This is a genomic window from Vibrio sp. L85 (assembly GCF_963871815.1).
GTDB lineage: Bacteria > Pseudomonadota > Gammaproteobacteria > Enterobacterales > Vibrionaceae > Vibrio > Vibrio harveyi.
Map to the genome: position 1 here is coordinate 35,332 of NZ_CAWMYL010000176.1, position 25,907 is coordinate 61,238.

At 43.8% G+C, this 25,907-nt stretch carries 26 protein-coding genes; 12 read left to right on the forward strand and 14 right to left on the reverse strand.

What is annotated here, in order from left to right; genetic code table 11:
- Positions 1-42: 42 nt before the first annotated feature.
- Both AACR11_RS17555 and narQ read right to left on the reverse strand, forming a co-directional pair.
- Positions 43-675, reverse strand: coding sequence for a response regulator (locus AACR11_RS17555; protein WP_005453637.1), 633 nt, complete (start codon positions 673-675; stop codon positions 43-45).
- The gene (gene narQ, locus AACR11_RS17560) at positions 662-2,398 is read right to left on the reverse strand and encodes a nitrate/nitrite two-component system sensor histidine kinase NarQ (RefSeq protein WP_029790039.1); all 1,737 of its coding nucleotides are present in this window, start codon (positions 2,396-2,398) and stop codon (positions 662-664) included. Before narQ ends, AACR11_RS17555 begins: the two co-directional genes overlap by 14 nt.
- Positions 2,399-2,644: 246 nt before the next feature.
- On the opposite strand from narQ, the gene napF reads away from it, so the two are divergent.
- From napF to AACR11_RS17590, 6 genes are all read left to right on the forward strand, one after another.
- Positions 2,645-3,130, forward strand: coding sequence for a ferredoxin-type protein NapF (gene napF, locus AACR11_RS17565; protein WP_029790040.1), 486 nt, complete (start codon positions 2,645-2,647; stop codon positions 3,128-3,130).
- A gap of 43 nt (positions 3,131-3,173) precedes the next feature.
- Positions 3,174-3,482 (forward strand): chaperone NapD, encoded by a 309-nt coding sequence (locus AACR11_RS17570; protein ID WP_005453631.1) that lies wholly within the window; start codon positions 3,174-3,176, stop codon positions 3,480-3,482.
- Positions 3,479-5,968 (forward strand): periplasmic nitrate reductase subunit alpha, encoded by a 2,490-nt coding sequence (gene napA / locus AACR11_RS17575; protein ID WP_005453626.1) that lies wholly within the window; start codon positions 3,479-3,481, stop codon positions 5,966-5,968. The genes AACR11_RS17570 and napA overlap by 4 nt, the downstream gene beginning before the upstream one ends.
- 76 nt (positions 5,969-6,044) lie before the next feature.
- Positions 6,045-6,500 (forward strand): nitrate reductase cytochrome c-type subunit, encoded by a 456-nt coding sequence (locus tag AACR11_RS17580; RefSeq protein WP_005453623.1) that lies wholly within the window; start codon positions 6,045-6,047, stop codon positions 6,498-6,500.
- 28 nt (positions 6,501-6,528) lie between these two features.
- Positions 6,529-7,107, forward strand: a complete 579-nt coding sequence (locus AACR11_RS17585; protein WP_005453621.1) for a NapC/NirT family cytochrome c — start codon at positions 6,529-6,531, stop codon at positions 7,105-7,107.
- Positions 7,108-7,122: 15 nt separating this feature from the next.
- Positions 7,123-7,257 (forward strand): TIGR02808 family protein, encoded by a 135-nt coding sequence (locus AACR11_RS17590; RefSeq protein ID WP_005433365.1) that lies wholly within the window; start codon positions 7,123-7,125, stop codon positions 7,255-7,257.
- A 240-nt stretch (positions 7,258-7,497) separates the two neighbouring features.
- Here the strand turns inward: AACR11_RS17590 and phaC are convergent, their stop codons facing one another.
- The 4 genes from phaC to AACR11_RS17610 form a co-directional block, all read right to left on the reverse strand.
- Positions 7,498-9,273 (reverse strand): class I poly(R)-hydroxyalkanoic acid synthase, encoded by a 1,776-nt coding sequence (gene phaC / locus AACR11_RS17595; protein ID WP_017819305.1) that lies wholly within the window; start codon positions 9,271-9,273, stop codon positions 7,498-7,500.
- A gap of 64 nt (positions 9,274-9,337) precedes the next feature.
- Positions 9,338-9,685 (reverse strand): phasin family protein, encoded by a 348-nt coding sequence (locus AACR11_RS17600; protein WP_005453608.1) that lies wholly within the window; start codon positions 9,683-9,685, stop codon positions 9,338-9,340.
- 44 nt (positions 9,686-9,729) lie between these two features.
- The gene (locus AACR11_RS17605; protein ID WP_029790041.1) at positions 9,730-10,938 is read right to left on the reverse strand and encodes an acetyl-CoA C-acetyltransferase; all 1,209 of its coding nucleotides are present in this window, start codon (positions 10,936-10,938) and stop codon (positions 9,730-9,732) included.
- An 11-nt stretch (positions 10,939-10,949) separates the two neighbouring features.
- Positions 10,950-11,690: an SDR family oxidoreductase gene (locus AACR11_RS17610; RefSeq protein ID WP_029790042.1), complete on the reverse strand. Its 741-nt coding sequence runs from the start codon at positions 11,688-11,690 to the stop codon at positions 10,950-10,952.
- Between the two features lie 753 nt (positions 11,691-12,443).
- On the opposite strand from AACR11_RS17610, the gene AACR11_RS17615 reads away from it, so the two are divergent.
- Both AACR11_RS17615 and AACR11_RS17620 read left to right on the forward strand, forming a co-directional pair.
- A complete protein-coding gene (locus AACR11_RS17615; RefSeq protein ID WP_029790043.1) occupies positions 12,444-13,064 on the forward strand; it encodes a LysE family translocator in 621 nt (206 codons plus the stop codon).
- Positions 13,065-13,109: 45 nt separating this feature from the next.
- Positions 13,110-13,376, forward strand: coding sequence for a hypothetical protein (locus AACR11_RS17620; RefSeq protein WP_005453604.1), 267 nt, complete (start codon positions 13,110-13,112; stop codon positions 13,374-13,376).
- Between the two features lie 124 nt (positions 13,377-13,500).
- Here the strand turns inward: AACR11_RS17620 and secF are convergent, their stop codons facing one another.
- The 4 genes from secF to AACR11_RS17640 all read right to left on the reverse strand — a co-directional run bounded on the left by secF (position 13,501) and on the right by AACR11_RS17640 (position 17,703).
- Positions 13,501-14,403 carry a protein translocase subunit SecF gene (gene secF / locus AACR11_RS17625; RefSeq protein WP_005453603.1) on the reverse strand — a complete coding sequence of 301 codons (903 nt, stop codon included), beginning with the start codon at positions 14,401-14,403 and terminating at the stop codon, positions 13,501-13,503.
- A gap of 2 nt (positions 14,404-14,405) precedes the next feature.
- Positions 14,406-16,244, reverse strand: coding sequence for a protein translocase subunit SecD (gene secD, locus AACR11_RS17630; protein WP_009696225.1), 1,839 nt, complete (start codon positions 16,242-16,244; stop codon positions 14,406-14,408).
- Positions 16,245-16,410: 166 nt separating this feature from the next.
- Complete coding sequence (locus tag AACR11_RS17635; RefSeq protein WP_009696226.1) at positions 16,411-16,890, reverse strand: hypothetical protein; 480 nt, start codon at positions 16,888-16,890, stop codon at positions 16,411-16,413.
- 144 nt (positions 16,891-17,034) lie between these two features.
- A complete protein-coding gene (locus AACR11_RS17640; protein ID WP_017819307.1) occupies positions 17,035-17,703 on the reverse strand; it encodes an SH3 domain-containing protein in 669 nt (222 codons plus the stop codon).
- 116 nt (positions 17,704-17,819) lie between these two features.
- Here AACR11_RS17640 and AACR11_RS17645 point away from each other — a divergent pair, with 116 nt between their 5' ends.
- Together AACR11_RS17645 and AACR11_RS17650 are read left to right on the forward strand one after the other, a co-directional pair.
- Entirely contained in the window at positions 17,820-18,362 is a 543-nt protein-coding gene (locus AACR11_RS17645; RefSeq protein ID WP_017188730.1) for a hypothetical protein, read from the forward strand.
- A 176-nt stretch (positions 18,363-18,538) separates the two neighbouring features.
- Positions 18,539-18,769: a hypothetical protein gene (locus AACR11_RS17650; protein ID WP_074051703.1), complete on the forward strand. Its 231-nt coding sequence runs from the start codon at positions 18,539-18,541 to the stop codon at positions 18,767-18,769.
- 56 nt (positions 18,770-18,825) lie between these two features.
- Here AACR11_RS17650 and AACR11_RS17655 read toward each other — a convergent pair whose 3' ends face one another.
- Both AACR11_RS17655 and AACR11_RS17660 read right to left on the reverse strand, forming a co-directional pair.
- Positions 18,826-19,431: a class I SAM-dependent methyltransferase gene (locus AACR11_RS17655; protein ID WP_029790045.1), complete on the reverse strand. Its 606-nt coding sequence runs from the start codon at positions 19,429-19,431 to the stop codon at positions 18,826-18,828.
- 162 nt (positions 19,432-19,593) lie between these two features.
- Entirely contained in the window at positions 19,594-20,049 is a 456-nt protein-coding gene (locus AACR11_RS17660; protein ID WP_005453588.1) for an Lrp/AsnC family transcriptional regulator, read from the reverse strand.
- 149 nt (positions 20,050-20,198) lie between these two features.
- Between AACR11_RS17660 and AACR11_RS17665 the strand changes: the two genes are divergently transcribed.
- The gene (locus AACR11_RS17665; RefSeq protein WP_029790046.1) at positions 20,199-21,125 is read left to right on the forward strand and encodes a DMT family transporter; all 927 of its coding nucleotides are present in this window, start codon (positions 20,199-20,201) and stop codon (positions 21,123-21,125) included.
- A 92-nt stretch (positions 21,126-21,217) separates the two neighbouring features.
- Complete coding sequence (locus tag AACR11_RS17670) at positions 21,218-21,880, forward strand: PilZ domain-containing protein (protein WP_017188726.1); 663 nt, start codon at positions 21,218-21,220, stop codon at positions 21,878-21,880.
- A 67-nt stretch (positions 21,881-21,947) separates the two neighbouring features.
- On the opposite strand, the gene luxQ is transcribed toward AACR11_RS17670, so the two are convergent.
- Both luxQ and AACR11_RS17680 read right to left on the reverse strand, forming a co-directional pair.
- Positions 21,948-24,527, reverse strand: coding sequence for a quorum-sensing autoinducer 2 sensor kinase/phosphatase LuxQ (gene luxQ, locus AACR11_RS17675; protein ID WP_029790047.1), 2,580 nt, complete (start codon positions 24,525-24,527; stop codon positions 21,948-21,950).
- Positions 24,527-25,624 (reverse strand): autoinducer 2-binding periplasmic protein LuxP, encoded by a 1,098-nt coding sequence (locus AACR11_RS17680; protein ID WP_029790048.1) that lies wholly within the window; start codon positions 25,622-25,624, stop codon positions 24,527-24,529. The genes luxQ and AACR11_RS17680 overlap by 1 nt, the downstream gene beginning before the upstream one ends.
- Positions 25,625-25,907 lie beyond the last annotated feature (283 nt).

Genomic DNA, 25,907 nt, shown 5'->3' on the forward strand with positions numbered 1-25,907 from the left:
GGTTTTTTCTATTTGGCGTTTCTAGAATGGGCGTCTAAAGTGTTACTTAATTTCGCCGAATCGCTCTAGATAAAGCACTGTTGCTGCAGTACGTGAAGGTACTTTCAACTTTTTCAGCAAACTCTTCATGTGCACTTTAACGGTCGATTCAGAGATAAACAGGCGATCGGCAATCTGCTTGTTGCGAAAACCGCGCGCCACCTCTTGGAGGATTTGCGTTTCACGGTCAGTCAATGAGTCAAATACGTCTTCTTGACCTTCACGCTCATTTAGGTATTTCGCTACCGCTTGGCTGTAGGCTTTGTCCCCTTCGTGTGCTTGTTTTAGCAGTTCAACCAATTCATCTGGCTCTGTGTCTTTTAACAAGTAACCATCTGCGCCGCTACGCACGATAGCTTCGATGTCTGCCGGACTGTCCGATACGGTGAGAATAACAATGCGAGCTTCACAACCGTCAGCACGCAAAGCTTTTAGCGTATCTAGACCAGACATGCCTTTCATATTCAGATCAAGAAGTACCAAATCCAGCTCAAGTTCATGAGCTTTCGCAACCGCATCCGCACCGCTACTTGCCTCTGCGACGACTTCAAATTCTGGCTCAAAACTGAGTAACTGATGAATACCACGTCTCATGAGTGGGTGATCATCCACCAGCATTACTTTACACACTGTCAATGTTTACTTCCTTACTATGTTGGAATTCTAGTCTTACGATACAGCCGCTATTAGCTGCGGCTTCAATTTGCAACTCAGCGTGCAATCTGGCTGCTCGCTCTTGCATGATACTCATACCGTAATGATTTAATTTTTCGTCTTGCTGCTCAAAGCCTATACCATCATCGGTAACAGTCACTGTGACTTTCCCATCAGAATCAAGACATTGAATCTTAATATTGTTCGCTTGCGCATGTTTAATCGCATTTATTGTCGCTTCTCTGATCAACTGTAGTAGATGGACCTGCTGGTGTGCATCTAATTCAGTTGAAGAAAGCTCATTATCAAGCGAGATTTTCGCCGCAGTTTGATCATCAAGCGTCGAAACCATTTCTTGAAGCGCTTGACCAAAGCTGCCCTCTTTTATTGTTAGGCGGAATGTAGTCAAAAGCTCACGAAGTTGGGTATATGCTGCTGACAGCCCAGTATCGAGTTCAGCAATGACTTGATTTGTCTGCTCTATCGCTTTGTCATCAGGAATATTCTTCACACTTCGTTTGAGTAGCGATACTTGGATCTTCAAATAAGACAATGCTTGGGCTAGTGAATCGTGTAACTCACGAGCGATGGTGGCACGTTCTTCCATCAAAAGCAGCTGCTCGGCTTGTCTCTGCGCTCGGTTGTAATATACCGCACGAGATAAAATTTGAACAAAGTTGTCAATAAGAGACTCATTAGGACACGGCAAACCCGCTTTCCAATGCAAATATCCAAGGTGAACACCGTCCAGCGTTAATATCTTCGTGTGGCATTCCCTATCACATTCGTGACGGCACTCTTCCCCCTCAGAGAGTATCCAATTTGGTTCCCCAATTTGATCAATTTCGAGCTTAACTGCACGAATTCCTTCCAAACTTGCAATATGTTGTAAAATCGCTTGGAAATTCTCCTGATGGATACGTGACGCCGTCAGCTCTTTCGACGAATCATACAACACTCTCAGCGATTGGTTAGCATGTTGTAGCTTACGTGTTTTCTCGTCGACAGCTTGCTCCAACCCTCGATATAGCTTACCAAGATCGTTCGCCATCCTATTGAAAGTTCGGGTCAAAATGCCCATTTCGTTGTCACTCGATACATTGAGTGACACATTAAACGAACGATTCTGAATTTGTTCACTTGCAAACACAAGAGCGCGTAAAGGTCTGACAACTTCTAGTCTCACAAAGTGCACGACAAACATGCTGACACACAGTATGCCGCCAAGCCCTAAACCACCAATCCACGCTAAGTTGATCAGTTTTTGTTCTGAGTAGTTCTGCAGTTTAAATACAAAAGCATCAATTTGTTGAACAAAACCAGCCACTAAGATCAGATACTTGTCTCTATCTTGGCTCTTTAGTACCGATTTCAGCTCGTGCCAGCGCAGAATCAACCGATAGTAGTCTTTTGTAATATCTTCTGGTACTGACCAATGCTGTAGTGCCAGCATTGAATGGGAGTAAATTGACTGCTCAAATAAGTCAATATGTGAAGAATAGTCAACAGATTCACTTTGAATATCATGGGCTAAACGATAACTCTGCATTCGCATCGAACCCGCTACGTTGACCGCCTCCGCATCATTAAGGCTTGATGCAAGAGTGAATATAGCAAAGCCAGTCGTCGCCACCGATAGGAGTAAAATCAACATCATGGCAGACGCAATAGTGCGTGTTACTGACTTTTTCACATTTTTAAACAACTCTGAACTCCGCTCGTTTGATAACCACGTTTGTCTTTATACAACGCGCATTATCTTTCAACTTTATCAATATGTGATCACCTGCGCCGGAATTTATTGATCCAAAACAATATTGCATCCTAATTACCTCCTAAGAGGTATTTATACATATATGTCAAAAACTACAATTTCGTGTACTTAAATGACAGTTTATTAATGAAATTGTGGACTATGCTTAGTTTGGGTTTCAATTTTTGAGGTGACTAAGTGGTAGACCTTTCTAGACGAAGACTTTTTGCACGCAAAGCGCAACCGGATAATTCGGTACGTCTTCCTTGGTTAGCAAAGCCAACTCAGTTCACGGATGACTGCACTCGCTGTGGCAAATGCATCGAGGCATGTGAAACCAAGATTATAACCAAAAGCGACGGCGGTTTTCCTGCAGTCGATTTTTCTATTGATGAATGCACATTTTGTTACCAATGCGCCGAGGCTTGCCCAGAGCCACTATTTTTAGCAGAAGCGGAGCAACCTTGGCAGGCAAAAGCGAGCATCACCGATAGCTGTTTAGCAAAACAAAATGTCGAATGCCGAAGCTGTGGGGACATGTGCGACCCGATGGCGATTAAGTTCAAGTTAGAATTTGGCAAAGTAGCACAACCAAATTTAGACCTTGATGAGTGTAACGGCTGCGGCGCCTGTGTTTCAGTGTGCCCTACTTCATCCATCAATGTGAGCAATATAACAGCCTAGCCGTTAGTGGTCGGCGCGATAGGCGATAAAACGAGAGAGATGTATGTCACTAAACGAAGTGCACATTTCGAGTCTGGTAGTCCATGTTCTGCCTGAACATCTGGCTGAAGTTAAAACCCAGATTGAAGCGTACGAAAACGCAGAAATCTACGGTGACAGCCCAGAAGGCAAAATCGTGGTGGTGCTAGAAACTGAGAATCAAGGTTTCATCACCGACACTATCGATGCGATTAATAATTTACCGAATGTCTTGAGCACAGTATTGGTTTATCACCAAATCGAAACTGGGCTTGAAGAAACGGAAGAAGAAGACACTGGAACACAACATTCCCAAATCGAGGGTGAAGTATGAAAATGACAAGACGTGCGTTTGTGAAAGCAAACGCGGCTGCATCAGCTGCTGCTGTCGCAGGTATTACACTACCAGCTTCTGCAACCAATCTGATTGCAAGCTCTGACCAAACTAAAATCACATGGGACAAAGCACCTTGTCGTTTCTGTGGTACAGGCTGTTCTGTTCTTGTTGGTACTCAAAACGGCAAAGTCGTGGCGACTCAAGGTGACCCTGAAGCGCCGGTAAACAAAGGCCTGAACTGTATCAAAGGCTACTTCCTTTCTAAGATCATGTACGGTCAAGACCGTCTGACTCAGCCTCTTCTACGTATGAAAGATGGCAAATACAGCAAAGACGGTGACTTCGCTCCTGTATCTTGGGACACCGCTTTCGATATCATGGCTGAGAAATGGAAAGCTTCTCTAGAGAAGAAAGGTCCAACAAGCATCGGTATGTTCGGTTCTGGTCAATGGACAGTAATGGAAGGTTATGCAGCAGCCAAAATGATGAAAGCAGGCTTCCGTTCAAACAATATCGATCCGAACGCGCGTCACTGTATGGCATCTGCAGTAGTAGGCTTCATGCGTGCATTTGGTATCGATGAACCAATGGGTTGTTACGACGACTTCGAGAACGCTGACTCATTCGTTCTTTGGGGTTCAAACATGGCAGAAATGCACCCAGTTCTGTGGACACGTATTACTGACCGTCGCCTAAGCCACCCTCATGTAAAAGTGAACGTGCTTTCTACTTACTACCACCGTTCATTTGAGTTGGCAGACCACGGCTACATTTTTAATCCTCAGTCTGACCTTGCGATTGCTAACTTTATCGCAAACTACATCATTCAAAACGATGCAGTGAACTGGGACTTCGTGAACAAGCACACGAACTTTACCAAAACAGACACTGACATCGGTTACGGTCTGCGTGACGATGACCCGCTACAAAAAGCCGCTAAGAACCCGAACTCTGGCAAGCTAACATCAATCTCTTTCGAAGAATACAAGAAGACTGTCGCGCCTTACACCGTAGAGAAAGCATCTGAAATCTCAGGCGTAGAAAAAGAGAAACTAATCGAGCTTGCTAAGCAGTACGCGGATCCAAACACGAAAGTGATGTCGCTATGGACAATGGGTATGAACCAACATACCCGTGGCGTATGGATGAACAACTTGGTTTACAACATCCACCTACTAACCGGTAAGATTGCTACTCCGGGCAACAGTCCATTCTCACTAACGGGTCAACCATCAGCATGTGGTACTGCTCGTGAAGTTGGTACGTTTGCTCACCGTCTACCTGCGGACATGGTGGTTGCTAACCCTAAACACCGTAAAATCGCGGAAGAGATCTGGAAACTGCCAGAAGGCACCATCCCACCGAAACCAGGTTTCCACGCGGTACTGCAAGACCGCATGTTGCATGATGGCGTTCTGAACTGTTATTGGGTTCAATGTAACAACAACATGCAAGCTGGTCCAAACATCAACACAGAGCGTCTTCCAGGTTACCGTAATCCAGAAAACTTCATTGTTGTGTCTGACCCATACCCAACAGCAACAGCGCAAGCCGCTGACCTTATCCTTCCTACTGCAATGTGGATCGAGAAAGAAGGCGCTTACGGTAACGCAGAGCGTCGTACACAAGCTTGGTACCAACAAGTAGAGACCATCGGTGATGCAAAATCTGACCTTTGGCAGGTAATGGAATTCTCTAAACGCTTCAAGATGGAAGAAGTGTGGCCAGAAGAGCTTCTTGCAAAAGCACCAGAGTACCGTGGTAAAACCATGTACGACATGCTGTTCAAGAACGGTCAAGTTGACCAGTTCCCTATCGAAGAAGCTCGTGAACTAAACGATGATTCGCACCACTTCGGCTACTACGTTCAGAAAGGTCTGTTCGAAGAGTACGCAACATTTGGTCGCGGTCACGGTCACGACTTAGCACCTTACGATGTCTACCACACTGTACGTGGTCTACGTTGGCCGGTTGTTGATGGCAAAGAAACACAATGGCGCTTTAAAGAAGGTTCTGACCCATACGCTAAAGCAGGTTCAGGTTGGGACTTCTACGGTAATGCTGATGGTAAAGCGAAGATCATTTCTGCGCCTTACGAAGCGCCACCAGAAGTACCAAATGAAGAGTTCGACCTATGGCTATGTACAGGTCGTGTTCTTGAGCACTGGCACACAGGTACTATGACTCGTCGTGTACCAGAGCTTTACAAAGCTGTACCAGACGCTGTGGTTTACATGCACCCTGCGGATGCGAAAAAACGTAATGTACGTCGCGGTGAAGAAGTTCTGATTGCAAACAAACGTGGCGAAGTACGCGTTCGTGTTGAAACCCGTGGTCGTAACCGTCCACCTGAAGGCTTGGTATTCGTACCGTTCTTTGATGCCCGTATTTTGATTAACAAGCTGATTCTTGATGCGACTGACCCTCTGTCAAAACAGACAGACTTTAAGAAGTGTCCAGTCAAAATCACGAAAATTGCTTAACCGTCAAATAACGAATGCAAAGGCCGTCGACTCGGCGGCCTAAAAAGAATTTAAGCCATAAGGCGGAGATGAAATGATGAAAAAATACCTTATCGCACTTTTATCTGTAGGTGCTTTATTGACAGGCGTTGCACAAGCGGAACTGGACAATCCAGGTGGCACAGGCGGTCTAGACTCGCTACGCGGCACTGCGCAACTTGAAGACACTCGCCCTGCAGATGATTTTAAAGACTTTCCCAAAGACCAGATCGTTGCAGACAGCTTTGTATATCAGCCGCCACTGATCCCTCATAGCATCCGTAACTACGAAGTGTCTTTGAACGCAAACAAATGTCTAGCATGTCACAGCTGGAAAAATGCTAAAGACGCAGGCGCTACCAAGATCAGTGTAACGCACTACGTTAACCGTGAAGACGCGGTACTAGCAGACATGTCACCACGTCGTTACTTCTGTTTGCAATGTCACGTTCCACAAACGGATGCTAAACCATTAGTGGAAAACGAGTTTAAGGCAGTCGATTCGCTTCAGTAATTGAAACGCGAGTACTAAGAGGTTACTTATGAAAATACTTAAAGCGTTTTGGAAGAGACTGTCGAGCCCGAGTAAAGCTGCCGCTGGTGTGGTTTTATTCCTTGGCTTCGCTGGTGGTCTTCTGTTTTGGGGCGCATTCAACACAGGTATGGAAGCGACCAACACAGAAGAATTCTGTTCTGGCTGTCACGCTCCTATCGTCGCTGAAATTCAAGAAACGATTCACTACTCGAACCGTTCTGGTGTTCGTGCAATCTGTTCTGATTGTCACGTACCACACGAATGGACCGATAAGATCGTTCGTAAAGTTCAAGCGTCTAAAGAGTTGTTTGCTCACTTCGTAACGAAGACGATCGATACGCCGGAGAAATTCCAAGCTCGTCGTGAACACTTAGCGGAACGTGAGTGGGCGCGTATGAAGAAGAATGATTCTCTTGAATGTCGTAACTGTCACCAGTTTGATTACATGGACTACTCGCAGCAGGGTAAACGAGCGGCAGCTCAACACTCTACCGCTCTGGCTTCAGGCGATAAAACTTGTGTAGACTGTCATAAAGGTATCGCACACAAACTGCCTGACATGCACGGTGTTGAAGGCTGGCAATAAGGAGAAACATAGACAATGAGTAATCTTGAATCCTTTATCTGGCACTTCCTTGGATACAGCGCAATGCCAGTCATTATTCTTTCCGGCTTTGTCGGAGTAGCAGCAATCTCTCTATGGCTACTCTCACTAGGTAAGGATAAAGAGGTGTAATTCACCTCGAACCAGTCAACTTTTTTGCCTATTTTGTTGACGGAAAACGCCGAGCATTTGCTTGGCGTTTTTTCTTTCTACGTTTCCAACCAAAGCACCAAACCCAATACTCTCTGACGGCTTATGGTGGTTCTCACACTTGCTTGTTGTGATGATTCTTTGCTCCTTGCGAAGCAAAGCTTCAGACAGAAAAAAGGCGACCATTCAGATCGCCAAATAATACTGCTTGCGAGGAGCAGTCTAGGACTCGTTGATAGGCAGAACTTGTCGAACATACTGACCAGGAGCATCTTCAATAACCGGATTTTGCTCAGAACCAACTGGGAAAGGCTCAACTTGCTCTTTCGGGTTAAACTGCATCAACCATTGGTGCCAATGCGTCCACCAAGAACCTTCTTGATGATTCGCGTTGTTGAACCATTCGTCCGCCGAGTCATCAAGATTGTCGTTCAACCAATATCCATATTTGTTTTTCGCTGGGTGATTCACGATACCAGCAATATGCCCTGACTCACCTAAAACAAAGGTCTTATTACCACCTGTATTCAGAGCACCACGATACGTTCCTTGCCACAGTGCAATATGGTCTTCTTTGGTCGATACAAAATAACTTGGGATCTTAATCTTGTTGAGATCAATCCAAACACCGCCAATTTTAACACCCTTGTCTTGTACCAGCTTATTCTCCAAATAGAGTTCTCGCAGTAAGAAATTATGGCAAGCGGCGCTCACATTAGTGCTGTCACTGTTCCAATACAGCAGATCAAAATCAACAGGGCTATTACCTTTGAGGTAATTATCGACGTAATAGTTCCAGTACAAACTGTTTTCACGCAGCAGACTGAATGTCACGCTTAACGAGCGACCATCCATGTAACCCTTGGCGTTGTTTTGCGTTTCTATAGCACTGATGATTGTGTCATTGATGTATGCCCCAACCTCCCCCGGCTGAGAGAAGTCCAATAAGGTCGTAAAGAAGGTCGCAGACTTAATACGCTTCTTCATACGTTTCGCTGCATAGTAAGCTACGGTGCTGGCGAGAACCGTACCACCGATACAGTAGCCAGCTGCGTTGATTTGCTCTTGACCAGTAATATCCTCAATCGCAGTAACCGCTTTCGCTACGCCTTCGGTTACGTAGTCCCCAAACTCAACCTGCGCTTGTTCTTTACCCGGATTGCGCCAAGACATCATAAATACGCTATGACCTTGCTCTAACAACCAACGAACCATTGAGTTTTTCGCCGTTAGGTCAAGGATGTAGTACTTATTGATGAACGGTGGAACGATTAATAGCGGTGTCGCATTCACTTTTTCCGTCAAGGGACGGTACTGAATCAGCTCAAACAATTCGTTTTGGAACACAACATCGCCCGCGGTCGTCGCTACATCATCCCCAACGCGAAACGCATTGTTGTTGGTCATGCGTACTTTGAGAATGTCGGCACTCGACTCAACATCTTCTTTTAACTTCTCTAAACCCGTCAGTAGGTTTTCACCATTTTGCTCAAGAGTGAGTTTAAGCAGTTCTGGGTTGGTCGCGATGAAATTAGATGGAGAAAGTGCGTTGATAGCCTGACGAGAGAAGAAGGTAATACGCTCTTTCGTCTTCTCATCAAGACCTTCGATGGAATCGAGCGTGTCTAGATAGGTTTTACTAAACAACAAATATGATTGCTTGATGAAGCTGTACATGGCTTCTTGCTGCCAAGCATCATTTGAGAAACGCTTGTCGCCCTTCTCTGCTTCGATAAGTTGCGTTTGATTACCTGCGAGAGCCACATTCTGCCAAATTTGAAGCTGCTGCTCCCACCACTCTGCTTGCAACTTCAAAATTGCAGCGGGTTGGTTTGCCGCTTGTTCGAACAGTTTAGCAGTATCTTCAAAGTTCACTTCTTGCATGGCCTTGTTCAAAGGAGAATTCACGACTGCCTTGTTCACTTCGAAATCATGCCACCACTGTTGATTGGTTTCCTGAAGCTTTACAAGATAGTCCGAAAAGAAGTGTTGAAACATAGTCTTACTCCTATATTCGGAAAAAACAACGCCGCCCAAAAAGCGGGCGGCGCAAGCGGACGTATTACGCTGGAGTAACAGTCTTTAGGTTTTCCGAAGTCATTTTCTCAACGTCTTCTTTGAACTCTTTTGCGATAGATTGCAGCTTGTTGCTGTCGTCCATCATTTGCTGAGAAAGTTTAGTAAGAACGGTAAGTTGTTGGCTGTTGAAAGCCGTTAGAGAAGTCACGTCTTTGATTTCTGACGCTGCTTTCATTTGGTTTAGACCCACTTCGCTGTAAGTACGGATCGCGTTCAGTTGAAGCTCAGTAAGCACTTCTACGTTCTTTGTTACTAGCTTATTGAACTTCAAGTATGGTTCTAGATTCTTTTCAGTTTGATCGCTAAAAGTTTTGAAGAAATCAGTGTACATGGTTTATCTCCTAGAGAAAGAATTAAAAATGTCCGTTTAAATAACTACTTAACTGCTTTTACAATCACAGCCGTGCCCATACCGCCGCCCACACAAAGTGAAGCAACCCCGTACTGACCGTCTTGTTTGTGAAGTTCATGAACCAACGTAACCAAAATTCGGTTACCTGATGCACCAAGTGGGTGACCCAATGCGATAGCACCACCATTAAAATTGGCTTTATCTTGAATCGAGCTTACTGGTACTTGGTTGGTTTCAGCCAGTTTATGAATCACGCCTAATGCCTGAGCAGCAAAGGCTTCGTTTAATTCATAAACATCGATATCACTGGTTTTCAGCTCGGCTTTTTGTAGTGCCTTGTTCACTGACTCAACAGGACCAAGCCCCATAATTTGAGGGTCTAAACCAGATTGTGCGTAGCTCACTACCTCGGCAATTGGTGTTAAACCATGCGCTTGAACTGCAGTTTCTGAGGCCAAAATGATGGCACTTGCACCGTCATTAATGCCCGATGCATTACCTGCTGTCACTGTACCTTCTCGGTCGAACGCAGGGCGCAGCTTGCTCAAACCTTCAAGTGTGGCATTGGCTTTCGGGTATTCATCGGTGTCAAACACGACCGTTTCTCGACGCTGCTTAACTTCAACAGGAACAATTTCATCTTTGAATTTACCTGCCTCGATAGCTGCGACAGCTTTTTGCTGACTCGAAAGTGCATATTCGTCTTGCTGTTGGCGAGACAACCCTACCTCTTTTGCAACGTTTTCAGCCGTCACTCCCATGTGGTACTGGTTGTAAGCATCCGTTAAGCCATCTGCGATAAGGAGATCTTTCAGCTCCATGTGACCCATTTTGTTGCCATCTCGCACGCTGCTAGGCACGATGAATGGGATTTGTGACATGACCTCAACGCCGGCAGCCACCACGACTTCTGCATCACCGCTGCGAATATGCGAAACGCCATCCATGACGGTTTTCATACCACTGCCGCATACCATGTTTACGCCGTATGCAGGGACTGACTCCGGGATACCTGCAAACAGTGCAGCTTGGCGTCCAACACCCATACCTTGACCGGCTGCAACAACGTTACCAACAATAACTTCATCGACCTTATCTGCTGCCAAAGAAGCTGCCTCAAGCGCACCTTTTATTGCTACTGCAGCTAGATTTCCTGCTGAGGTGTTTTTTAAGCTTCCACCAAACGCACCAATTGGCGTACGCTTTGCTGCAACGATAAATACTTTTTCCATCACTCTACTCCTTAGCTCATGTATAGGCCGCCGTTCACCGACAATGTTTCACCGGTGATGTATGCGCCGGCATCACTCACTAGGAAGCTTACTGATGCTGCAATTTCTTCTGGCGTTGCTAAACGCCTCATTGGGATTTGGTTGGTGATAGATTCAAGCACTTCCGGTTTCATCTGCTCTACCATTGGGGTGCCGGTGTATCCCGGAGCGATAACATTCACAGTCACACCAGAACGAGCACCTTCATATGCCAGAGCTTTTGAAAAACCAATCATGCCAGCCTTAGCCGCTGAGTAGTTTGCTTGTCCAAACTGTCCTTTCAAACCATTAACGGAAGAGATGTTAATGATGCGACCACCACCTTTTTCACACATAGTCGCGAACAAAGGTTGAGTCACATTGAACAAGCTATTTAGATTGGTGTTAATGACGTCATTCCAAGCTTGTGCAGTCATCTTTTTAAACACGCCATCACGTGTGATACCTGCATTGTTGATGACAACATCTATAGTCCCTTCTTCCTCAAGCAAAAGTGCCAGTTTTTCAGCACACTGCGTGGTGTTTGTCACATCTAATTCAAATAAGCGTACCTGATCTTTGGTAAACCCTTTTTCATTAAACCATTCCAAAGCACACTCATAATTACCTGTAAAATAAGTAGCAATTACTCGATAACCATCATTTACTAATTGAGAGGAAATAGCAGAACCAATTCCGCCTTTTGATCCAGTGATCAAAGCGACTTTCTTCATTGAAGACTCCATTCTTAACGGCATTAAAAAAGCGAATTAAGACACTGGCGAAATGTTTCGCCAACTGACGTGTTAATTTATTCTTTTGGCAACAATTCCTCTGCTGCCTTTTATTTTAAGTTAACCTAGAAATATGACATTTCAAATAAAAAACTCATTCATTTGCATAAGATTGATTTAGATCTCATTCGGAATGAAATGTTATAAAAAAGTTAAACACGCATAAGTCACTGTTTTAAAAGAAGAAAAACCAAAGACAATTTGGTTATTAATTTTGTAAATCACTTTGCATTCAGTAAGTTATACGAATTTCTATCTATGTTGCATTTGCAAATGGTTTAAGATCATCTTTCATTTAGAAACTAATAGATCGCAATTAAATTATCGAGTCAATAGTTAACAAAGCTCAACTAATAATTATGAAATATATCATTATCTTACATCATACTTTGATGTATTTAATCTAAGTAAAACATGGTCAAATGACATAAATACCAATTAAAAAATAATATAACTGGTACTTAAACCAACTAATTTCTACAACTAAGTTATCTCATGTTAATTTATAAATGATTTTATTTGGTGCAACAGCGCACTAATATGTCGCACACATTTAATTGTTATTTAAATTTTATTAAACAGTTGAATGTTAACCCTATACCTCCAACCTCCACTGTTTTTAGATGTGGCATTGAATGCCAGTTTGCACTATCTTTGATACTTCTTTATTTACTTACACACTCATCAATATTCATGAATACCGCCTTGTTAACTATGTTCATCCCTACCTTTTTCTTTGTATCCATTACACCTGGGATGTGTATGACGCTTGCCTTAACGTTAGGTATGAGTATCGGATATCGTCGCACCCTTTGGATGATGATTGGCGAACTGTTTGGTGTTGCTTTAGTTTCAATCTCTGCGGTGCTCGGTATCGCAGCCATCATGCTCACTTACCCTTGGCTCTTTACCGTACTAAAATTGATTGGCGGCGGTTATCTGCTTTATTTAGGGGTTGAGATGTGGCGCTCACGAGGCAAACTTGCCATTAATGTTGATAGCATTGATGTTCCTACTAGCGGTAACTGGGATTTGGTTTTGCAAGGCTTTGTCACCGCAATTGCAAACCCGAAAGGCTGGGCGTTCATGATTTCACTTTTGCCACCTTTTATTGATCAAACTGCGGCTCTTGCTCCTCAGCTCATCGTGCTTGTTTCTATTATTTTGATGTTCGAGTTCATTTGTATGTCTCTTTACGCAACGGGTGGTAAAGGATTGAAGCGATTGCTAGGTCAATCCAAAAATGTACGCTTAATGAACCGAATCGCTGGCACTTTGATGATAGGAGTGGGTATTTGGCTCTTAATGAGTTAGAAAAAGCAGTATTGATGAAACAGGTCTAGTGATGAAAAACAAGTTATGAAGAACATTTTAAGCAGGCTCAAACAATCCTTTGGTGAGGTGTTGGATTTTCAAGCCCGAGTGTGGGTAGTGAACGTCTATGCTGGCGAACATAAAGGTGAGTCTTACGTGGTCAATGAGGACAGCTTTTCTGAACCGTTACAATGGATGAAAAAGAAGGGCTATAAAGGAGCAATGCTCACCAAAGTCGAGTCAATGAAGCGATCTCAGATCATCGAATTTGATTTAGGTTCAGTCAAGCATCGACTAATGCGCGTGAAGTAGCGTCCGATTCTATTTCTTTTCCCTTTTCCCTTTTCCCTTTTCCCTTTTCCCTTTTCCCTTTTCCCAGATAAAAAAGCGCCACTCAGAAGAGTGGCGCAAGCACTTTTACCTTAAACACCAAGTATTATGGTGCAGTGTCGATCTCTACTGGTAGGTAGTGTTTTGGTTCTAGCTTCAACCATTCAGGAAGCACCGTACCAATCGAGATTGATGACCACGTACCAGACAGTACGCCAATGAACATTGCGGTAGAGAAACCTGCCAATGCAGAACCGCCCATAATCCACAACGCACCAACAGTGATTAAAGTAGTACCTGATGTCACCATAGTACGTGAGAATGTCGCCAATACCGCTTCATCGTTGATCTGTTCTGTTTTCCAATTTTGCTTCGCAACAAGCAGTTCACGAATACGGTCAGCGATGATGATCGAGTCATTAAGCGAGTAACCAAGAATCGCCAAAATCGCTGCAAACACCGTCAGGTTGAACTCCATTTGTGTAATCGCAAAGAAGCCCAATACTAAGATAACATCGTGCGCCAACGCGAATAGAGAGCCACTTGCCAGACGCCATTCAAAGCGGAAACACAAGTAACCAAGAATCGTCAGTACCGATACTAATAATGCTAAGCCACCTTGGTCGAACAGGTCCTGACCCACTTGAGCACCCACGATGCTGTTACTTACTACATCTACTTGATGTGAAATAGGCTTAAGTACATCTGCAACATTAGGTAATGTATGACCTTCTGCCGGTGCTGAGTAACGAATAACCCAACGACCATCTTCGCCTGAACGGGTTACAGATGTTGATTCACCAAGCTTTGGTTGCAGCGCATTAAGCAAATCATGGTTAGTCAATTGTTTATCGACTTTCACTTCAGTAACCATACCACCAGTGAAATCGAGACCTAGGTTTAGCCCTTTCATACCCAGAGCAACCAGAGCAATAATCGTCAACACAACCGATACAGCTGTCGTGAAGTAACGAATCTTACGGATATTTTGTTTTAGCATTTCGACCATGATTAAACCCTCACATCACGACGGGCATCGCGGCCCCAAATTAAATTGATCATTGCACGAGAAGCGAATACGCCAGTAAACATACTGGTCATCAGACCCAGACCTAGCGTCAGCGCAAAGCCTTGGATTGGACCGTTACCAATCGCGTATAGAATCACGGCAGTGATCATGGTTGTGATGTTGGCATCAAGGATAGTAGCGAACGCGCTGTCGAAGCCTAAGTCGATAGCTTGTGCAAAACTACGACCTTCACGCATCTTGTCCTTAATACGTTCGAAAATAATTACGTTGGTATCCACCGCCATACCGACAGTCAATACCAAGCCTGCGATACCAGGAAGTGTTAGCACGGCACCAGGAAGTAGTGCGATTAGACCAAGTAAGCAAAGCATGTTTGCACACAAAGCCACGTTCGCAACCCAACCAAGACGACGGTACCAAAGTGCCATAAATGTCAGTGTTAGACCCATACCAAGAGCAAGAGCAGCGAAACCGTTTTGGATGTTTTCTGCACCTAGAGAAGCACCGATTGTGCGTTCTTCAACAATCGTTACCGGAGCGGTCAATGAACCCGCACGTAGAAGCAAGGCAAGTTGCTGTGCTTCATCCATGCTACCCGCACCAGTAATACGGAATTGGCTACCCAATTGAGACTGGATAGTTGCAACACTAATAACGCGCTCGCTACGCTCTGTCATACCACGTTCGTTAGTTTTGTACTCACGGTAGACTGTCGCCATTGGCTTGCCGATATGCGTTGCAGAGAAGTCACTCATCTTCTTACCACCAGCGTGGTCTAGAGAGATGTTTACTTCTGACATGCCCATTTTATCAACGCCCGCGCGCGCATTTACAATATGTTCACCCGTTAGTACTGGACGCTTGGCAAGAATCACTGTACGACCATCGTTGTCTTTCAGGACAAGGTCTTGGCTGCTACGTGCTTGACCTGCGTCTTTCACTTCGTAGAACGCAAGACTTGCTGTTGCGCCAATGACGTTTTTCGCTTGTGCAGGGTCTTGAACACCTGGTAGCTCGATACGAATGCTCTCTTTACCTTGGCGTTGTACCAACGCTTCAGTAATACCAAGCTCTTCGATACGACCACGCATGATCTTCAAGTTTTGTTGCAGTGTCGTTGTTTGGAATTCTTGGATGTTTTGTTCGCTTGGTTGAAGTTCAAAGCCACGATCTGAGCTTGTCATTGTCCAACCAGGGTAGTTTTGACGAATGAATTGGCTCGCCGCTTTTAAGCCCGCTTCGTTTTCACTATTTACTGCGATGTGGTTATGCGCTTCAGCACGAACTTGAACGCCACGTACACGTTGCTCACGCAGGCTCGCTTTGATCTCATCAACCAATGCGTCGCGCTGTTCTTCAAACGCTTTATTTACATCTACATTCAATAGGAATTGAACGCCGCCACGAAGGTCAAGACCAAGCTTGATTGGGCTGAAACCCATCTCGTTTAACCATTCTGGGGCAACAGACACGTATGAGAACGTGATGCTGTCATCTTTGCCTAACTGATCGTTAAGCAATACACGAGCCTTACTTTGCGCATCTTCACCATCAAAAACAATGGTGGTCTTACCGTCTTTTTCAATGATTTTAGAGGCTGGAATATGGTGCGTTTTTAACAGCTGGTCGAGCTGAACCACTGACATCGCACTGTTGTTTTGGTCAGCAAACGTCACCTGAATAGAAGGCTGCTCACCAAACCAAGTTGGGATGGCGCTAAGGGTTAAGATAATAACCGTCGTAATTAAAACGACGTATTTCCATGCTGAATAGTGATTCAGCACTTTTCTGTTCTTTTGTGGTTTTGGTGTTTTCTTCATGTAAACATCATCCCTTCACTGCTCAGTGAAGTTTTATTTAGTTAGATTCAAGACACGACAAAACGCTCACCTGAACAACATACAGGTATGGAATGCCCAGAGCTTCAGTTACTCTGTTGAAGAATTGCCGTGTTAAGAATGCACAAAATGTGCAGAGTGATGGTGTTTAAGCAGAAAACTGACTATTGAGGGCGACGTACATCGCATTGGTTTCTTTCCAACCAGAAAGGCGGTGGTCGCTAACAAAGTGATTAAATGTCGATTGGCTTTGACGCCAGCTGATATCCATAAGGCTATAGGCATAGCCAGCATCAGCATAAAACGGGGCATTTAAATCGCCGATGAAATCAATGTGTTCATCGTCAATGTTCTCACGAAGGTGCGTTGTCCAACGTTGAGAATTAAAGATGGCAAACGAATCTTGGAAAGCATGACCTTCAGATACTGGAGATTGGGTGCTTTCCTCAGAGAGTTCTGAGAAATCAACTGGAGAGTTCGATGCAGAGTTGCTCGCCGTAAATGGCTGCAACTTAGAAAAGTGAGGTAAGTAGGATTTCTGTTCTGCTTGTGCAGCCGACGCCTGCATTGGCGATAAAGCCATTGCAAGAAGCAGCAAAAACAGTTTTCTAACGTAAATCCAAGGCATGGTAGCTCACTTAAAACAAAACGAGCCGAGTTCTTCAACTCAGCTCGGTGATAGTATTCCTATTGCTTATACTTAACAACTAAAAAGTTATAAATCTCTGTTTCCAACCGTGGAACGCAGTTGCCAGCAAGCCTTAAGCGGTATTCATCGATAAAATATTTCACCTTTATCGACATCCAAATAGATTTTGTTTTCTTGTTCCAAGCCACCGCAGTAGATGAAGTAAACATTGCGGGTTTTGTAAGTGACAGAACGCACCCACCCACCTAATTCTTCAAAATCACTTGGGTCGCAAGTCTCATCATCGAGCAGTTGCTGCGTTTTGTTACGAAACATATCGAGATGCGTTTTTAAATCGTCTGATTTTTGCAAATACCCATCAAGGATCTCCAAGCGCTCTTGCTCTTTGATGACAGGTTCTGAGTCTGATAATCCTTTTGAGTCTACCCACTCAGCGGTCTCTTCCCCACCTTCTTCATACACAATGTAATCCGTCAAACGGAACCAGCCATTAGATTTCTCCAAAACCGATACCTTCTCACCTTTATACAACGCATCAATAATCAACGCCTGATGATCTGGCTTATTGTAGACATCGATCCGGCGCTCAATCACATAGTACTCGGTGACCTCAGGTGCGGGCGCCTCAAGATCCATAATCGGTTTGGGTTTTTCTGCAGGTTCGGCTGGTTTCTCTGGCTCTTTTTCCTGTTCAGCGACAGGGTCGTCTTGCTGCATAAAGAAGAAGTAATACCCTGCGCCCGCTCCCCCTAACAAGAGCAAGACAACTATTAAGATCAAGGCTTTCTTCATATTCCGTTCCTTTTTCATTCCTTACGCAGTAAGCACCGTCACACTAACTATACTGATAGAGAGTGCATAACGGACGCAAAAACTAATCAACGAGAAAGCTAATTAGTGTGAAAACAATGATGAATAAGTTCAAATGGATATTGCTACTGCTTCCACTTCCTGCTTACGCAAGCATTCAGTGTGACCACGCATCATGGAATGACAATCTTACCCAATTCAACCGTTTAGAGTCCAATTACAATAGATACGTTGAGACATTCAATACGCTTCTCACTGAACACAAACAAAGACAACTGCTCTCTCAGACCTTCTCCCTACGTGAACTTACCTTGTTGTGGCAGGCACAAACTAACCAACGAGCTTTTCAAAGTCAGCTTAAGGCGTCGATTCAATATCGCGAAGAACTCACCAGTAAAGCGCGAGAGTTAGAGAAACTCAGCATTGAGTCAAATTGGATGGCAAACGGATGGCAAAAACTCGCAAGTAAATGTGAAATTTCTGATGCCACAGCCAACCAAATTAGCGCCGAATGGTATCAAACAAACGCTTCTCAACTCGCTAAAGATTATACGCAACTGGCAACACAATATCTTGGTTTAGCGCAGCTGTACGATAAAGAAGCCAACGCATTAAAATACGTGCAAAATGAATCTGACTAAGTCTGTTCATATTGGGATTGTTCCCTTTATTGAAATTGAGCAATTAATAGGCAAACAGGTCAATTTATAGAGAGGTACGTCACAATAACGCTTTACTTACGAGCAGATTTTGGGTAATTTACCCATTAACAAAATTTAATATAAAGTCACATTTGGCTGGAGATGATGCTAAACCAATGGTTATCAATCGATTAAGTAACAGGGATTGTCCTAATGCTACCAAAGCCAAGTTTTTGTCAGTAGTTAGGCATGTTAAAGAGTTCGGTTCAATCAGTGATTTGGACCTATGTAAAATCTTCGGAGAAACAATTTGGAGTGATGGGAGGGAATACCATTCAGCTGCTTTCTCTTTTAGGGTTGATAGACACACAGGTAACTGTGAGATCTCAAAATACAAATACCAATAAGGCTTAAAAGACTATTCGAACGGAGACAGGAAACTGTCTCCGTTTTTTATTGTCGGTTATTTTGGCATCACGATAGTAAAATCATGATCGGAATAACCTTCAATTAAGTAACTTCTCTCACTCAGCAGCTTGCAATAACGCAGTACACCATCTTTGTTGTGAGACTCTAACATCCGCATGCTGGGTAACTTAGCCTCATCCAACAGATTAAACACACAAGCAATACTCGCAGTCTGATACATTTTCTCAATCATCTCGATTGTATGATTTGGGTTGGCAGATTGGTAATTGAGCGAGCCAGATGCAAATACATAGTGCGCTTTCGGCAAAATCAAGTTAGAGAAATCGCCCCGGATAAACTGCGTATCAGTAATGAAATGACGCTTGCGAGATTCCACGATAAACCGCTTTTGTTGATCAATGCCGATATAATGACTGGGGCTATTGCCTTTTTGTTCTATATACGCCAACAAATCTCCATATCCACAACCAATATCAAGAATACTTTTGCCATTAAGGTCTAAATCCCGACATAAGGCTTCAAAGCGTGTGACTTGGCTGAAAGAGTCTTGCCACCCCAGCGTCCTGGCTCTGTCTTCGCCAAATTGTTTGTGTCTTTTTCGGTGATAATGTGCGATGCGTAATCTGTCGAGCCACTTCATGATTGCTTTGTTTGTTGGGTTTGTGAATAACCGTATTTATGAGTATACCCAGTAACTTCAAGATGCAGAATTCTGAGCATTGTCATTGATTCGAGGTCAAGGAAAACAACACCGCGTCTACAAGACAAATCGTTCTCGAAGAACCTAGCATCTCGAGGTTACTTAGGTATAAATTGGTAAGTTACCATTTCCTTTCACTTGGCGAATCGCTAAGTGCGTATGAATATCTTTGACGTTTTCAAGGATCTGGAGTTTTCGCGTAAAAGCTTCATAGCCAGTGAGATCTCTACTCACCACTTCTAATAGATAATCGTACGCCCCAGAAACAACATGGCAGGAGATCACTTCTTCCATTTCGCTTACCGCTTGCTCAAATTCATCTATTGAACTGGCTTGGTGATTATTAAGGCTTACTTCAACGAATACCGTCATTGCAATTCCCGCTTGTTCGCGAGAAACCATTGCGCGGTAACCACTGATCACGCCTTCTTGTTCCAAGCGTTTAATTCTTCGCGCACAAGGGGAAGCGGAAAGCCCCACTCTATCTGCCAGTTCGCTTGTTGTCATTGTGGCGTCTTGCTGGATCAAATCCAATAACTGTCGGTCAATTTTATCCATCTTGCCTTCCTTGCCAGATTTCGCCATGATTTTTTAATTCCATGCCGAAATTCACTAAGTTCTAACTATATTAAGTCATATTTTGCCACCATTGAGCGTCACTTTCATTCAATAATTAACACATTATTTACAAATAAACGGAACCTCCCATGGCATTAGGATACGCCGCAATCATCACAACGCTCTTTCTTTGGTCTGGTTTCTTTCTATCGCTACGTGGAGGCGCAATTTCAGCCCTTCAACCTGCCGATATTGCCTTAACTCGCTTTTTCATTCCGGCGTTGGTGTTACTTCCTTTCGTCCTCAAATCCATGGATAAAGTACGCGCAGTACCGAACAAATATCTTATCGGTATCGTCATAGGAAGCGGACTCCCTTACTTGCTCGTTGTTGGTACCGCTATGCACTTTGCCCCAGTCGCCCATGGCAGTGCTCTGATACCTGGCACTTTGCCTCTGTTTGTCTCTGCGATTGCGGTCATTTGTTACCAGCAACCTCTTAGCCAACATCGTATGGTCGGTTTGTCTGCTGTCTTACTTGGGATTATGGTGTTCCTGCTGTCCAATCTCGGTGAAGAATACAACTGGGCACAATTAAAAGGGCACTTACTGTTTTTAGTCGGCAGCTTAATGTGGGCGGTATTTACCATCAGTGCTCGCGTTGCAAATTTAAGTGCTTATGTTTGCGCTGGGTTTGTTTCAGTCATTTCGTTTGCATTGCTGATTGTCACTGTAGGTTTCGGTTGGTTGGATAGCTATTTAGTCATCACACCTATCACTGATTGGCCATGGAAAGAGCTTGTTGGTCATCTCCTATTACAAGGTATCGGAGCAGGTCTATTAGCATCTTTCACTTTTCTTTACGCAATCAGAACCATTGGAGCGGAAGCCAGCGCCGCATTCGGATCTCTCACACCAGTATTGGCAACCTTACTCGCAATGCCAGTGTTTAATGAGCGGCCTGATACCCTTACGTGGTGTGCTTTAATATTGGTGACTTGCGGTAGTATCGTGGCGAGTAATATCCTGATGAAACAAGACCCTAGTCAGAAATATCAGCCACCTGTTCACAGATAACAATAAAATTGCATAACTTTTTACAGACACCTATTGAAAGCCAAAATAGCGTTTTGATAACCTGTTGCGATAATAAATTAAACGCAGATGTTATGCCTTCAACTCATACAAAAGATGAACTGCATAAATTCCTAAAAACAGGGATGCGAATCTCGGTAAATTTCGAGTTCGGTCAGGAAGAAAAGTACATTTACGCTGCTACTTATTTAGGGCTTAAAGAAAACGCTTATATCATTCTCGACATACCCGCTCGGTTATTAGAAGAGCAAGCGCTAAGAAAACTCACCAATGTGGACGTTGTTATCCGTGGTGTGTCAGATACAGATCTGGGGCATGTGATTGCTTTTAAGAGCAGTGTGCTGATGAACTTGGTCCGACCGTCTCCGTTATTGTTTGTACGGATTCCTGCCACCTTCGCGACGAAGCCTGTGCGTGAGCATGAGCGTTATAAATTGCAATTAGACTGTGCAATAGACCACACTGGCAATAAATATGATGGCAGTTTGGTCGACTTCTCTCTTTCTGGCTGTGGTATTTCGACGTTGGTTGAACCCGAGTTTGAAATCGGTGAACGAATTACGATTGAATCCCCTTTAAGTGGCTATATCGACGAAGAAAACCACTGCTCAGTTGCCAATATTAAGAAGCTACCAAAAGGTTGGATTATAGGCGTGAAATTTGAGGTACCGCTTGATATGTCGGAAGAATTGAAGAATGAGTTACTAGAGCATTCTTTTTCAGCCAGCACGATTTAGGCTGCATGAGGTTCTCAACCGTAAAGAACTAAAAAGGGAGCATCATGCTCCCTTTGCTATTTCTGCATTACGTCCGTTCTAGCAAAAATCTCTGCTTAAAATCGACAAACGCTTCATGTAATGCGTTTTCTTTGATTGGCTTGAGCAAGACATAATTCGCCCCTGCCGCCATAAATGCATCGCTAGTTTCTTTAGCTGTATCAGCCGTACAGGCATAAATAGGCGTACCAAGTCGCAAGTTCTGACGAATCTCATGAGTTGTTTCAATACCACCAAGATGCGGTAATTGATTGTCCATCAAGATAAGGTCATAAGTATTGTCCGCGAGAAACTCCATCGCCTCTAATCCATCTTTTGCCCAATCAACCTGCATTTTGTACTTCTTGCAGAACGCCTGGAGAATAAAGGCATTGGTGTGATTGTCCTCCACCAGCAACACTTTCAAACTCTCATCAAACAAAGCTTCAGGCTTAACGCGTTGGCTGACTTCTAACGGTCGGAATACACGCTCACGGTCTTTTACCGGCAATGTCACAACGAAAGTTGTGCCCATCCCTTTACTACTACGAACCTGAACATCGCCTTCCAACATATCGACAAGATTCTTAACGATGGTTAAGCCTAAACCACTACCACCGTATTCTCGTGTTGTTGTTGCTTCTTCTTGTACAAACGGTTCGAACATTTGGTCTAACTTGTCCGACTCAATCCCGATCCCCGTATCAGTAATTTCAACAACCAATACACTGTTCTCTGCACCATAAAATTGCTCAAGCTCGGCATGGATCCGGATAGAACCCGACGGAGTAAACTTGGCGGAGTTACTAACAAGGTTAAACAGAATTTGGTTGAGTCGAACTTGATCCGTAAAGATTTCGACATTCGGATCCAGTTTGTTTTCGATAACCAGCTCAACACCTTTATTTGTACAGATTGGACGATAGATATTTTCCAATGTGCGAATCGTATCGGAGAATGAGAACGGGTGCTTCTGGATATTAAACTTACCTTGCTCTATCTTGGAGAAATCCAAAATATCATTCAGTACGGCAAGTAAGTGCTCACCACTGTGGCACAGAACATCAATTTGGCTCTTCTGCTCTTGAGTTTCTACCGTGTCTTTAAGCAATTGCGCAACACCTAAGATACCGTTAATTGGAGTACGGATCTCATGACTCATCTTCGCAAGGAAATCAGCTCTAGCTTGTGCAGACTTCTCTGCTTCTCTACGTGCGATATTACTTTGCTTTTCCGCTTCAATCAGAGTTGTAATGTCTTGCCCTTGCACAATGATGCCACTGATATCACCATCGACACGAATTGGTGATAGGTTCCAACGGTAAATCTTATTCCCAATTGGAACGTTGACGCCTGTTAACGTCGCACCTTGCGCTGCCATCTTTAGGTGAGGTGTCAATTTATCTTTGAAGCCTTGGAAGACAGGATGCATGGTTTCATTGTCATCTTCGATAACGAGCTCTTTGCGTGCTGCAGGGTTCATTTGGATAAGAACACTTTCCTCAGACCACACCATAATCGGTGATAACGCGAAGTTAAACAGGTCTCGGAATGACTTCTTCTGCGCCTCTAGTTCCTCAAAAGTACTTTCAAGAGTAGAGCCGATATGATCGAACTCTTCGATATCCGAGCCATCAAAGCGCTCAAAGCCCTTTTCCTCACGCGCGGAACGAGTATAGGACATCAGAGACTCCAACTGCGCCGCTACCTTACTCTCGATCCATTCTTTAGTGAGCAACGCAATCATGATCATACCGATGATAGAAGCCAACATTGCTAGGATATGTTGGATCTGTAACGTAACAACGCTTTGGTTATCCTGCACAGTAAGCAAGCATAACTCTGTCGTCACGGCATTCACTTCTATTGGAGTTTGAATCACTAGAAGTTTGTCGAGCCTTCTTTCTGAACCTTTGCGCTGCAAAATATCCGCAACATTGTATGGCTCGTCACCAATTAAGGAGTTAGCTAAAGGGACGTTATTCGCCACAAGGACCACATTGTCGACATTACTTTCGCTTTTTAGCTTCTCCATCAAAGCGAAGTTGTTATCAAGCACTACAACATTAAAAGAGAAGCCAAGCACTTCACCTGTCGCAGGATCCAACACTGGCACGCGACGCGTCAGCATATGTCTAGAACCAATAGAGGTCATCACATTAATGTAATACCAGTTATTACTAAAGGTGACGCGGTTCGCCAAACTGTCGAGGATAAGATCATTCACACCATAGAAATGTGCATTACCATCATCCCAAATGATGCCCTTATGATCGGTCAGAAAGCGAAACTCTGGCGTGTGCGATGGGTCACTTTGATCGATACTGAGAAAGAAAAAGTTAAGTGCATCAGTGTCGCGATTGGTGTAAAAGTCACGAATCACTTCACTTTTTGAGTTGCTGTCATGATGTATTTGAATCGCCGCAAAGTGACTATCAAATATATTGTGGATCAATGCAGAGGTTTGTTGCTTCGTTCTGTCGACTTCTTGCCAAATGATCTGTTTAGAGAAGTAATAGCTCTGAATAAAAATCCCTAGAATGATCGGAGCAAGAACAAGAATGATGATCTTTGTTATGAGCGTCGCCAGTGAGCGACGCTTCTTTATGTTTGATCGAGTTATTGTCATCAATTATCTGAATATCTAAATGCACGCTTCTTCAGCGTTTCGATTCTTTCCGGTGAATCAGCTTTGGTAACAATTTCAAAATCACCGGAATATACGGTTGGGACAGGTTTTCCTTCCAAATCCCACTTAATGGCTTCTGCCATGGCAATACCAGTATCATCATTCATACGCATGACAGTGATATCTAAGTCGCCTTTCTGAATAGCGTCAAGCTCTGCTGAACCACCGCCCCAACCGTTGATCATAACGTCACTTCGCCCTAAATCTGCTAACGCCTCAACAGCGCCTAACGCAACATCAGTCGAGCACGCATAAATAAAATCAACATCTGGGTGCTTTTCTAAACTTGCTTTTGCAGCATCATATCCCGACTGCTTTGTTGCTTTAGTGTAGTACGCTGATTGTAGTTCAAAGTTATTATCACGGTTAACCTGATGAATAAACGTGTCACCTCTCACATCACTAATGTACCCTTCCGAGAAATAGAGCACGCTGTAATAGGTGTGCTTCGGAAAGTACTTTCCGAATTCTATCGCTAATTCACGGCTACCTTCCGCGTGATCAAATCCGACATATAAAAACGGTTGATGTTTATCCCATTCACGCACTGGTGTCGTGATATTTTGTAAGATCAATTTGGTGTTTGTTGAATCAAGAACGTGTTCAACAAATTTGCGGTGTCTGGTTGTATCTAACGTAAAAATCAAATAATCGGATTTGCTCTTCAGCGCTTCCATTAACGACAAGCTTTGCTGCTTAATATCCGCATTAGGGCGTGTGAAAACTTGGTTGATCTGATAGTTGATATTTAGCTTGTCCAAGCGCTTTTCAAATGCCGCAATGTTTCGTACCCAGTAATCAGATACTTGCTGCCCCGGATAAACCACGGATATTTTAAGCGGACGCTTTTTGTTTTTAGAGAATGGTACAGGACGTTCACGAACGGCTTCTGCTAAAGCATTAGTGAGTTTTCGCTGCTGCGGGAATTCATCCAAGAACTCTTGATAACCCCAGTAGCCATTGAGCACTTGCGTTGCATGTGAAACAGGAGAGAAACCGACCATAGAAATCAGGGAAAATAGTAACGCTTTTTTCATCTGTTGCTCTTTTAGTTTTTTATGGAGCATGGAACTGCTCTATTTTATTACCTAGCCGAGTCATCCTTTACCCTATAATTCTGATATCCATAAATTGCCCGCTTCTATATAAATTTTTTTGATATTAAGCCTAGCAGGGCATCAATGTATTATGTGTTACTGTCGCCTGAAATGATACCCATAATAGACAAAAATAAACCGCCATTTGAAGGCGGTTTGCTCTCTAATACGCATAGTGTTAATTCAAATTGCCCAACATTGAACTAGCAGCACATATTTGGAC